Consider the following 13,032-nt stretch of genomic DNA (forward strand, 5'->3'; position numbering starts at 1 on the left):
TAAGTTCCTAATGGCTGATAATGGAATGAGACAAACCCTTTTTACGCTACTGACCATTTTATGTTTCAGCACATTTTTTATTTCGTGCAATCAAAAGTCCAAAGAAGGCATGCTTGTTTTAACCCAAATGAAAGGGGATGTGCCAGCCGGAGACTATACCTCCGGAAAGATGTGGAGGTATCTTCCCACGGCTAGATTGGTAACTCTTCAGCCCGATAACCCTAAAGGAACCCTTCAGGTATTGACCCCGGACTTTTATTCGGCCTGTGGACCAAAAATAGCCTACGATGGTCGTTTTCTGCTCTTTGCAGGGCAAAAAAACGAAAATGATACTTGGCAGATTTGGGAAATGGATTTATCGAATAAAAAAACAAGACAGGTAACCGCCTCAAGTGAAAATTGTATTGATCCGGATTACTTACCAGGCAACAAATTGGTTTTTAGCAAATTAATGGACAAGGGCACATTAAAATCAGGACATATGCTTTTTACGTGTAATCTTGATGGGTCGAAAATCAGCCAAATCACATTTGACCCAAGTACCTACTTAGCATCCACAATATTACAAGATGGTCGCGTATTGACCATTGGAAAACAACTTTTGCCAAATGAGAAGAAGGGCGCATTTAAGGTGATGCGACCCGATGGTACCAAACAGGAATTGTTTTTTAAAGGGGACCCTACAACTAGTATACATAGCCCAGCCTGGGAGATGGGTAGCGGCAAAATCGTTTTCGCGGCCTCCAATGGGCAAAACCAAAACAGTATTATCTCTATTGATTACAATCGGCCCCTTCATAGCATGACCAATTTAACGGAAGGTTTACAAGGGGATTTTTATGGGGTCAGTACGCTTCAGGACGAAAAACTATTGACCTCATATAGGGCAAATAAGGACAATTTATTCTCACTATATGAATTTGATGCTGAGGCCAAAACCTTAGGCAAGCCTATATATCAAGACGAAACATACCAAATATTGGAAGCAGTTGCCATAAAAAGTCGACATAGGCCCAAAAAATTACCTAGTGAAGTTAATCCAGAGGTAGAAACCGCATTATTGATGTGCCAGGATATCAATATTACGGCCATGGAAGATGAAGGAAACGACAAAACAGTAGAAGGGGCAACCCGATTCGAAATATTGGGAATAGATGCTTCCTTAGGAATTTGGGATACAGAAAAGGATGGCTCTTTTTATCTAAAGATGCCAGCGGATACCCCATTTCGAATCCAAACCATCGATGGAAACAACCAAATTGTAAATGGCCCAGGCAGTTGGCTGTATTTACGTCCCAATGAACGCAGGGGTTGTGTCGGATGCCATCAGAACAATGAGATGGCACCAAAGAATAGGCAACCACTTGCCGTAAGGAAAGATCCCATTCAAATCGGTTTTGCAAAAAATGGAAATGATATAGAAAAGTATGTGATAGAGTAGGTCATGAAGAAAACTAGATTATTACTATTATTCGGTGCGCTAGTCGTTCTAGGTTTGCTGATTTATTTCCCAGGACACAAATGGGCAAGAAAGCATGTAAATTATATGACGGCAGTCACAGACCATCCACTAAAATGTACTTCGTGCCATTTGAGCACCTCAAAAAACGCCTTCATTGTTAAAATGTTGAATGAGGATTATTTTTCCCCTTTCAATAGTGCCGTCTCCAAGGATGGAAGCCGTTTATATGTGGTTTCACAGGATTTGGATCAACTATTGGTCGTTGACACCAAAGAGAAAACGGTTTTAGATCACATCATGGTGGGGGTTCACCCGCATAGCGTGATTCTTGATCAGGATAACAGCTTGGCCTATGTTAGCAATCAATGGTCAGACAATGTCTCCGTAATCGATTTGGCTACCTCAAAGGTTGTCGATACGCTCGATACAGGGAACGGTCCATCCGGATTGGTTTTAAGTGCCGACGGCCGATTTTTACATGTGGTCAATACCTTTGGTTCCGACCTATCGATTATTGACCTAACCTCCAAGAAGGAGATCAAGCGATTGGTTACGGGCAGCGATCCGACGGGAACGGCATTGTCCCCTGACGGCAAAACATTGATGGTAACCAGCAGAAGGGCCAGAATGGTGCCGTATGGTGAACCTTTGGTCAGTGACCTGACCCTGATCAATGATAGCACCCAGTTGATAACTAAACATATGGATGTCGAAGAGGCCTACTTGATGGAGAATATAGCCTTTACCCCATCAGGCGATCTGGCATTGATGACGTTGATCCGACCCAAGAATCTAGTGCCTACGGTACAAGTGGAAGGTGGTTGGATGATGACCCATGGCATTGGGGTCATCGAACAAAATGAAGATGGAAGAATCGTTCAGTTGCTGTTAGACGAACCCAATTCCTATTATTCAGACCCTTTCGATATCGTTATTTCCCCTGACGGAAAAATGGCATATGTATCAAATTCAGGGGTCGATTGCATCTCCGTGATTTCCATAGATTCCATAAGGGCTATTATAAAATCCACCTCTACAAAAAGATTGGAGACCATTGCCAATGACTTGGGAATGAGTAGTCGGTTTGTCCTTAAACGGATCAAGACCGGCGCGAACCCCAAAGGGCTTACGCTCTCCCCCGATGGTAAAAAGCTGTACATCGCAGAACAGTTAGAAGATAGGATCGGGGTTATAGATACCGAAACGCTGATCAAGGAGAAGTCTATTGATTTAGGAGGACCGGATAGGATAACAGTTGCCCGACAGGGGCGTAGGTTATTTAACAATGCCGGACATACGTTTCAGAACCAATATGCCTGCTACACCTGCCACCCCGACAACCATGAGGATGGCCTAGTGTATAACATGGCAGGGAAAGATATGGGCCGCAATGTTACCAATACCCAATCTTTAAGGGAGATAGGGGATACACCGCCTTTTAAATGGAACGGTAAGAACCAAACCATTTATAAGCAAGATGGTATGCGATTTTCAACCGTATTGACAAGAACGGAGCAATTTAGTTACGACGATCTTGATGCCCTAGTGGCCTATATCAAAAGGGGGATAAAGTATCCTCCCAATCTGATGTACAATCCCCATGGCGAATTGTCCGAAGCACAACTTCGGGGCAGGGAATTATTCAATAGAAGTGAGGATAATTTAGGCAACGTTATTCCCGAGAACAATCGATGTATAACCTGCCATCCTCCACCATTCTATACCAATTTAAAAGCTTTCGACGTAAGCACTTTGGCGGTAACCGATGACTCCATCTTATTCGACACACCTCATCTAAACAATATCTATGCTTCAGCCCCTTATTTGCACGATGGTCGCGCAAAAACTCTGGAGGAAATTTGGACCATATATGGTCAGGATGATAAACATGGCTATGTAAACGATATGACCAAAATGCAATTGAACGACCTGATCGAATATTTGAAATCGATTCGGGCATCAGAATATTATCAAGAGGAAGAAACCGAACAACAGGCCTCATTTGTAAAAACCGATTAACACACATCATTATGGCTAAAAAAGCATTTTTTAAAAATTCTGGATCCATTGCATCGCTACTGATTGTTTTGGTCATTGGATCCTTAGGTTTTGTACTACCCGACACATTTACTAACGACCATAAACAAAGCGTCGTGAACGCAGGGTCATCCGCAAAAAAAGAAATAGAACCAACACGAATAAAAGCGGATAACCCTATGCCAATTTATGGCAACTGGAAAAATTTCACTTCAAAAAACGGGTTGCCGGGCGATAAGGCCTATTGTGTCAAGATAGATGGTGATAGGGTCTTGGTCGGCACGCATGAAGGTTTGGCCGTCTATCAGGACGGGAAATGGAAAACCTATACCACTGAGGACGGGCTTGCGCATAACGGCGTTTTGGCCATAGATGTAAGCAAGCAAACCGGGGATGTGTGGTTGGGCACCATGGGCGGGTTAACAAGATGGTCGACTGGCACTTTTGAGAATTTCACCCAAATGAACAGTGGAATGCCCAATAATCTAATCTATGCCGTTACCTGCGATGGGAAGGATGTCTGGGTAGCCACAGGAGGTGGTGCCGGGCACTATGATACCTATGCCAAAAAATGGCAGATTTTCACAGAGGAAAATGCACCGATGCACGAACCATGGACCTATGGCGTATGTGCCGGTGATGGTAAAATCTTCATTGCCGCATGGGGAGGTGGCGTAGTGGAGTATACCAAAAAAACAAAAAAATTCAGGGATTATGTTGATCCCGATGGTAATATGGAAATCGATCTTTTCCCAGATGATGGCATTGTCCATGATATAACTACAGGCACATCTTGGTCTAACGGAATTTTATGGGTCGGCACATATTTCGGGTTGAGTCGATATGACGGTGTACACTGGAAAGGCTATTTCGATCATGATAGCGGCTTGGCAAGCAATTTCATCAACTTTATCAAAGCATCTGGTGATGTGGTATTTATTTGCACCGACAAAGGTTTAAGCACTACGGACGGTAACAATTGGATTACCTATACAAAAAATGAAACCAATACCAATGGGAAGGCTGTATTGCTTACGGATACCCATAGTACAGAAATGACCATGACGCCCTCGATTTCCCATAATTATACCATAGGGGTCGATGTTGAGGGGGAACAAATATGGGTGGCTACCTCGAAAGGCGTTAGTCAGGGCGAATTATTAAAACAACCGTTACAGTAAAAATAAAATTAAAACTAACAATTATAAAAAGAGATTATGGAAAGCACAATGGAACGCAAAGGGAATAAGAAAATGCTGATAGATCTTTCAAAACTTACAGAAGGTGAAGTGGTGGAAATGAGAAAACTTGGGATTTTAACAGAGGACCATCAAATCAGTGAAACGGTTTATCCTCCAATACATTTGGAAAGGCCTCCGATCGAAAAACATGTTGTACACGCCCCACATACGATTAACGAAGCCTACAACTATCAAAAACCATCTTCCTTTTCAAGGGCGTTACGCTTGGATCTTGGAGGGTATAAGGTATTATTGGTTTCAGGCACCGCCAGTGTAAACGAGAAAGGGCTTCCTGAACATATAGGGGACTTTAAAGCGCAATTATGGCGTACCTATGTGAATATCACGAATTTATTGGCAGCTGAAGGTATGACTTGGCACGATGTGGTACGCACAACCAACTACCTTAGGGACATTGAAAGGGATTATGGGGAATTCAATAAGATCAGAACGTCTTTCTACACTTGGTTAGGCCTTGACCCCCTACCTGCTGCCACCGGAATCCAGGCCAGATTATGCTGGGAAACCTTACTTGTAGAAATTGAAGTTTACGCGATCTGTAAGGCAAATTAAAATACGAAACCATGGCGACACGTAATTATAGGTTCATTGGGTTGATTTTACTGGTTCTGATTTTTCATCCCAAGCTGGTGAATGGTCAGGATGATTTGATGTATGGCAATACACCTGACAGTATCTTTCCATATCACAATTTTCAAAAAGCCTACAAATATCATTTTATTGAACCCATAGAGTTTTATGGTGCGGGTCGTGATAAGAAACCACCCTCGGACCTTACGGAAATCCGTATTGGCTTCTTAGGCCCATTGGAAGGCTCCCCGCTGGTACCTCTCGGCAAGCAAATGCTGAACGGATCCATGTTGGCCCTTGAGCAGGCCAATGCCAATGGAGGCTATCAAGGGATTCCATATAAGTTAATGATCCATAATGATGTCGGTCTATGGGGGGCCGCCGCGAATGAAGTGGTACAAATGGATGATGAAAAAGTATGGGCGTGGTTGGGTTCTATCGACGATATCGTTTCCCATGTTGCATTAAGGGCCACCTTAAAAATGGAAATCATGATGGTGAATACCGGGGACCCGGACCCTACCTTTACCGAGACTAACATCCCTTGGGCCATACGCGTCATCAGTGATGATCGCCAAAGCGGATATGCCTTGGCATCCTACATTTTCAATACCATGCAACATGAACGTGTTGCTGTGATACGGGCGAACAACCGCTACGGTCGCGTAGGTATTATGGAGTATGCGGGGGTTGCCGTGCGAATGGGGCATCCGATGATGATCGAAGAACGATTTGAAGTGGGGGAAACCGATTTCTCCATGCAATTGGAAAATATCAAAGAAGCTAATCCTGATGGGATCTTGATTTGGGGCAATGCCAAGGAATCGGCGTTGATTGTAAAACAGATCAGGGCCTTGGGCATGAAACAACCAATTTACGCATCCGACAGAGTGGTTTCAGCCGAGTTTTTGGAGATAGCAGGTGAAGATGCCGAATCAATTGTGAGTACATGCCAATACAATCCGAAAGCGGACAATCCCAAATTGAAGCAATTCCAATCGGATTATTTGAAACGGTTTGGAATTGAACCGGATGTTTTCGCGGCACATGCCTATGATGGAATGAACCTGATTATTGCCGCCATAAGGAAAAAGGGCCTAAATCGGGTGCTCATCCGCGATGTCCTCACCGATTTGAAAACTTTCCAGGGATATGAAGGGGTTACTGGGGAAATACGATTGGACGAAAGTTGGAACGATATAGGGAAGATTTGGATGACCAAGGTTGAAAATGGGGAGTTCCATTACACGGCCAGTCCAACGACGCAAGAAAAAAATTACGCACGAAAAGGCAAAAGAATTAACCGTTAAGTCATGCCTTATGAACAAGGTTTTTTTCCTTTGCACCGCTTTTTTTGTCCTGCTCTTTCAACCTGGCTTGGCACAACAATCGCATACCGGAAAAGTAAAAACCGTAAAAATCGGGTTATTGGTGAACGACCAAACCAGTCGTGAAGCACAGAATGCAGCCGAATTGGCCATATTTCTTGCCAATGAAAAGGCAGGTGCGAACGGCACCCATTTTCAATTAATTACACGATCCATGGAAGGTGCTTGGGGCACAGGCTCGAATGAAGCTGTAAACCTGGTCTTCGAAGAAAAGGTATGGGTAATCCTAGGATCCCATGATAGTAGGAATGCGCATTTGGTAGAACAGGTTATTGCCAAGACCAAAGTGGTTTTTTTGTCAGCATGGGCCAGTGACCCTACCCTTTCCCAAGCTTTTATCCCTTGGTTCTACAACTGTGTCCCAAACGACATTCAACAAGCGGAAGTCTTGATCCAAGAAATGGTCCTAAACAGAAAAATCCAGAAAATAGCCGTAATTGTACAAGAAAATTACGATGCGGCAAAAGCGTTGAAATCCGTAAAAGACCAACTACAACGTCTTAGTCATCCTGATCCAAATGTCTCAACGTATACCTTCTGTTCCGAACATCCACAAGCGTGCATTAAAGATATACAGGATGATGCCCATGAAGCTTTAATACTTCTAGGCGATGGGGAATCATCATGGGAGTTATTGCACCTACTACGAAAGAAAGGATTAGGGATTCCCGTCTTTGGGACTATTTCGATGCTTGGAGCCCAAAATTTAAGACAAGTGGAATCTGAAACCCCATTAAATTTAACAGTATTGAGTTCGGGAAACTGGATGAAATCAAATACCTTAGATTCGCAAAAAGGGCCATCAGGTTCCGTTAGTATTTCGAATGCCATAGCGGCCTATGCCTTTGATGGCACCAACGTACTTATAGACGCAATAAAATCTTCTGGGTTCAATCGGGATACATTTAACGAAACCATGGCCAAAACCAATAAAAATGGTATAACAGGGAATATCCAATTCGATAAAAACGGGAATCGGATGAATACATTAAATTTGGTAAAAATCGCGAACAACCCTATTTCCAAAAAATTTTAAATGCCGACACCTTCCTCTTTCTTAAACTTTCATTCCATGAAACGCACTTGTATTTTTCTCTCACTATTTCTGATTGCCATCATCTTTTCGAGGTGTAAGGAAACCGCAGAGGAAATTAAGGAAAAAGAAATAGAAATGATTTCCACCCAAACCATGGGCCTTGCCTATCTGGAATTGTTCAAACTTGAAGAGGCTGAAGAATCGTTTATAAAATACATATCGCTAGCCCCCGACAGGAAAATGGGATATGCAAATTTGGGATTGGTTTATCTACGAATGGGCAAGTATGCAGAAGCCGAGGAACAGCTCTTAAAGGCCATAGACATAGATGCCAAAGATGCGGATATCAATTTGATTTTGGCCACCGTTTATCAAATGAACGAACAGAAAGACAAAGCGATCTCTATCTTGAACCGTTCGCTTGATTTTGACCCTGAGCACGAAAAATCATTATACATGCTCTCGGAGATATACGTTTCGGAAGGAGATGACGCCTTCCAAAGTAAAAGAAAGAAATGTTTGATTGATTTGGTACGAAAGGCACCTGACAATATTGTTCCCATTTTGGAATTGACCGCCATTTATATACGTAATTCGGAGGCAGATAAGGCCATTGAGCAATTGGAAACCATAAAAAAACGGTTCCCCGAGTTTCCGAAAGAGGCGGTTGATTACTATAGTGATACGATTGACTTTTTAAGAATACCCGATGCGGAAAAGGCGTTGACCTCATTTATGATTTTTCATAACTATTTAAAGGTGACTTTCCCTTATCAAGGCGGAATCAAGGAATTAAAAGGGTCCCAAGGTTCGTTGATTGGCCTTCCCTTGATTACCTATGACCTGAATCATTCAGCCCTTAAAGATGATAATACATCCATTCTGGAGGTCATTAAGTTTACCGATGCCACAAGTGCAGTCGGTTTAGACGCCGTTCCGATATTCGAAAACCATTCCGATCTCGAGAAACAATACATAACACATGTAACTGCTGCAGATTACGATAGTGATGGCGATTTGGATATCTATGTAGGAAGTTACAATACCGAAAACGAAACCTATGAACATTTTCTTTTCAACAATGATCTAAGTCTGTTTTGGGATATTTCAATGGATGTTGGAATTACCCATTCCGGAAAGGAATCATCGGCAGTTTTTACCGACTACGACAATGATGGCTTCCTTGACCTTTATGTGGTAAAAGAAGGAGGCAATATTCTTTATAAAAATGCTGGGGAAGGAAAGTTCAATGATGTTACCAAAGAAGCATTATTGGATGCCGAACGGGAAAGTACAAATGCACTGTTTCTTGATTTAGACCATGATGGGGACTTGGATATTTTCGAGACCGGGCCTGGACCAAACTATGTCTTTCGCAACAATGGTGATGGTACTTTTGTAGAACAAGCTGAAAAAATGGGATTGGCCGGAAGTGCTATCAAGGGTAACGATGCAGCCTTTGGGGATTTTGATGATGACGGGGATATAGATCTTTTCGTAGCCAATGATAATGCAGCGAACAACCTATATACCAATCAAAGACAAGGTGTATTCAATGATATTTCCCAAAACAACCTACCTGCCAATAACAAGGGAAGTACAACGGTCACTGTGGCCGATTGGAACAATGATGGTTTTTTAGATCTTCTAACCCATGGATCAAAAAGTACGGATTCTAACGCTTTAATGGTCAATAAAGGTGATGGCAGTTTTGAATTGCTCGGGAACAACCAGGAAATATTTAAGGATTTAAATGGAATAACCGTTTTGGATTCGGAATTTTTTGATTTTGACAATGATGGTTTTCTGGACATTGCCATTGTCGGTAAGCCAAAAAAAGCCAACGGCAGGGGAATTATGCTTTTTCATAATGAGGGGGAAGGTAGATTTACCAATGTATCCCATCTTTTACCTAAAAATCGGAAAGCAGGTGAAAAAATCGAATTGATAGATTATGATGGCGATGGTGATCTGGACCTTTTGATCGCTGGCTTGCAGGGAGGCGTATTTTTATTGCGCAATGACGGCGGTAATCTTAACCACTATGTAAACATAAAACTTGTAGGGCTAAGGACCGGGAGTGCAAAAAACAATTATTTTGGAATAGGGGCCAAAGTAGAAATGCGGGCAGGGGACCTATATCAAACCAAAGTAGTCAATAAGCCAAATTTACATTTTGGATTGGGCGATAGAACAAAAGCGGATATTATCCGTATTACTTGGACCAATGGAGTGCCACAAAATATTCTAATGCCAGAAGGAGACCAATCCCTGATTGAATCGCAATCCCTAAAAGGTTCCTGTCCATTCTTATATACATGGAACGGCGATAAATTTGTATTTGCAAAGGATATTACTTGGCGGAGTGCATTGGGTATGCCTTTGGGAATCATGGGAGGAAAGGCAAAATACGCTTTTGCGGATGCCTCGGATGATTTTATTAAAATTCCGGGCGAAATGTTAAAAGAGAAAGACGGGACCTATATAATGCAAATGACCTCTGAATTATGGGAAACCATCTATATGGACCAAATGCAATTGGTGTTAGTGGACCATCCTGAATCAGTGGATATTTTCGTGCCGGAACAGTTTTCCCCTCCACCGTTCCCGGGATTAGACCTGCTTCAAGTGGAACAAAAACTATATCCTCTCTCAGCTACCGATCATAAAGGCACTGATTTACTGTCATTCATAACGAAGAAAGATGACCGATACATTTCCAATTTTAAACCGGATAAATATCAAGGCGTAACCGAAATGCACGACCTGATTCTTGATTTTGGGGAATCTATACCAACCGATAATGTGTTATTGATATTGAACGGATGGATTTTCCCGACGGACGCCAGTATTAATGTAGCCTTGTCACAATCCAACGAGATACAGGTAAAATCCCCAAATATTCAAGTTATCAATGCAAAAGGGGAATGGGAAACCGTCATTTCGAACCTTGGCTTTCCTATGGGGAAAGATAAAAACGTAATTGCAGACCTATCGGGTAAATTTTTAAGCAATGATCATAGGGTAAGGATCCAGACCAATATGGAGATTTATTGGGATGAGGTCTTCTTGGCGAAGAACAACCCTAATGTTGCCGTAAGGACGACGGCACTTAACCCGATCGCTGCAGATTTGCACTACCGAGGATTTTCGCGGACCTATAGAAAAGGAGGCCGATATGGACCTCATTGGTTCGATTATGATGAAGTTGACACAACTGCAAAATGGCGTGATTTAACCGGCAACTATACGCGCTATGGCGATGTGTTACCCCTTCTCACCGATGCTGACAATAAATACATAATTTCGAATGCGGGGGACGAGACGACGCTTAAATTCAACGCGAATGCGCTGCCAAAATTGGAAAAAGGGTGGAAAAGGGATTTCTTAATACATAGTGTAGGCTGGGTTAAGGATGGTGATTTAAATACGGCTTACGGTAATACCGTACTACCACTGCCGTACCATGGCATTACCAGTTATCCTCCTATGGAAAATGATAAATATCCCAATACCCCTGAACTACAAAAATATCATGCCGAGTATAATACCAGAACCATAACCGATGAGGACTATCGCAATGGCGTAAAGAATAATAACCTACAATGAGACAAAGGATCGGAAAAATAATAGCTTTCATTCTATGTGGTGGTATCCCACTAGTACTTGGTGCTCAAAACCAAGGTGTTAAACTAAAGGAAGTTACCAAGGAGGCCGGAATTGATTTCAGATACACTTTTGGGGACTATACCTATGAAAATATTTTGGAAAGCAGTGGTTCGGGAATTACGGTTTTTGATTACAACAATGATGGGCTCATGGACCTGTACCTAATGAACGGAACGTACTTGGAGGGCATTTCCCAAACGGAGGGTGTTGCCTTCAAAGACACTGCGAACAAGTTGTATAAAAATAACGGTAACGGAACTTTTTCCGATGTTTCAAAAACGGCAGGAGTTGACAATCGAACTTGGAGTATGGCGGCCGGTGCCATTGATTTGGATAATGATGGGTTTCAGGATCTTTATCTCTTGAATTATGGTCCAAATGTATTTTATCACAATAATGGGGACGGTACCTTTGGTGACCAAACACGTACACTAGGTCTTGCCGGCCCTGAAAAGTTGAATGGTTTTACGAAATGGAGTATAGGGGTTTCCTTTTGGGATTATGATACCGATGGAAGGTTGGATGCCATGGTAGGTAATTTTCTAGCCTTTGATCCCAACTACATCTCAACCCAAACCCCTGGTATGATGCCACACCCCTCAGAATATAAGGGCCAAGCATCCATATTATATAAACAAAGGGACGATGGCACGTTTGAAGATGTTACCAAAGAGGAAAACCTGTACTTTCCAGATTCAAAATGCATGGGGTTAACAGTTTACGATTATGATGAGGATGGTGATATGGATATTTTTCAAGCCAACGACCACCAGATGAATTTTTTGTTTAAATATGAAGATGGCACCTTTAAGGAGGTTGGCGTTGCCAGCGGTGTGGCCGTAAACAGTCAAGGGCAAGTTACAGGCTCAATGCACGGTACACTTGGTGATGTGGATGGCGATGGTTTGGTCGATATATTGGTATCCGATTTAAAATATGGTGCGTTGTACCGAAATTTAGGGAATGGTTTGTATCAAGACATAACCGAATCCAGTGGTGTGGCTAAGGCATTAGCCGGAAAGGGGAGTTGGGGTACGGCGTTTTTCGATTATGACAATGATGGGGATCTTGATATTATTTCGGCCAATGGAACAGCCGAAGAATTGATTTTGCAATATCCGGTATTGTTGGAAAATGATGGCAAGGCCCATTACAAAGATGTAGGCCAACAAATTAGCCCCTATTTTTCCACCAAGCGTTCAGGAAGGGGGTTGGCAACTTGGGATTATGACAATGATGGCGATTTGGATGTCATTATTTCCCATGTCGATTTAATAGCGACCCCAACACTTCTTCAAAACGCAGGGGGCAACCGCAATAACTGGCTTGGGATAACACTAATTGGGGAAAACGGTCTGGCATCCGGAATTGGCGCCAAACTCACCCTGTGTACAACGGACAAAGATCTGGTACGGATAAATCAATGGACTACGGGATATTTATCGAATAATGAGCCCCGAACCCACTTTGGCATTGGCAAAACGGGGCGAATAAAGGAATTGGAAATTAAATGGCCCAATGGGAAAACCGAAATTTATAGTACTTTAGAACCAAATCAATACCTGACCATACGCCAAGGGAAGGGCATCGAAAAAAAATAAAATAAGA

At 42.5% G+C, this 13,032-nt stretch carries 8 protein-coding genes; all 8 read left to right on the forward strand.

Annotated elements, in window-relative coordinates:
* Positions 1–10: 10 nt before the first annotated feature.
* The 8 genes from HPE63_RS11210 to HPE63_RS11245 are packed head-to-tail and all read left to right on the forward strand — an operon-like array spanning position 11 to position 13,025.
* Positions 11–1,441 carry an HzsA-related protein gene (locus HPE63_RS11210; RefSeq protein WP_188314372.1) on the forward strand — a complete coding sequence of 477 codons (1,431 nt, stop codon included), beginning with the start codon at positions 11–13 and terminating at the stop codon, positions 1,439–1,441.
* Between the two features lie 3 nt (positions 1,442–1,444).
* On the forward strand, positions 1,445–3,481 hold the full coding sequence (locus HPE63_RS11215; protein WP_188314373.1) for a YVTN family beta-propeller repeat protein: 2,037 nt from the start codon (positions 1,445–1,447) through the stop codon (positions 3,479–3,481).
* An 11-nt stretch (positions 3,482–3,492) separates the two neighbouring features.
* Positions 3,493–4,680 (forward strand): ligand-binding sensor domain-containing protein, encoded by a 1,188-nt coding sequence (locus tag HPE63_RS11220; protein WP_188314374.1) that lies wholly within the window; start codon positions 3,493–3,495, stop codon positions 4,678–4,680.
* A 36-nt stretch (positions 4,681–4,716) separates the two neighbouring features.
* Positions 4,717–5,313 carry a Rid family hydrolase gene (locus tag HPE63_RS11225; RefSeq protein ID WP_223198130.1) on the forward strand — a complete coding sequence of 199 codons (597 nt, stop codon included), beginning with the start codon at positions 4,717–4,719 and terminating at the stop codon, positions 5,311–5,313.
* An 11-nt stretch (positions 5,314–5,324) separates the two neighbouring features.
* Positions 5,325–6,641: an ABC transporter substrate-binding protein gene (locus HPE63_RS11230; protein WP_188314375.1), complete on the forward strand. Its 1,317-nt coding sequence runs from the start codon at positions 5,325–5,327 to the stop codon at positions 6,639–6,641.
* Positions 6,642–6,651: 10 nt separating this feature from the next.
* On the forward strand, positions 6,652–7,755 hold the full coding sequence (locus HPE63_RS11235; RefSeq protein WP_188314376.1) for an ABC transporter substrate-binding protein: 1,104 nt from the start codon (positions 6,652–6,654) through the stop codon (positions 7,753–7,755).
* A gap of 36 nt (positions 7,756–7,791) precedes the next feature.
* Complete coding sequence (locus tag HPE63_RS11240; protein WP_188314377.1) at positions 7,792–11,364, forward strand: FG-GAP-like repeat-containing protein; 3,573 nt, start codon at positions 7,792–7,794, stop codon at positions 11,362–11,364.
* A complete protein-coding gene (locus HPE63_RS11245) occupies positions 11,361–13,025 on the forward strand; it encodes a CRTAC1 family protein (protein ID WP_188314378.1) in 1,665 nt (554 codons plus the stop codon). The genes HPE63_RS11240 and HPE63_RS11245 overlap by 4 nt, the downstream gene beginning before the upstream one ends.
* Positions 13,026–13,032: the final 7 nt, after the last annotated feature.

Source organism: Maribacter arenosus (genome assembly GCF_014610845.1).
Taxonomy (GTDB): domain Bacteria; phylum Bacteroidota; class Bacteroidia; order Flavobacteriales; family Flavobacteriaceae; genus Maribacter_A; species Maribacter_A arenosus.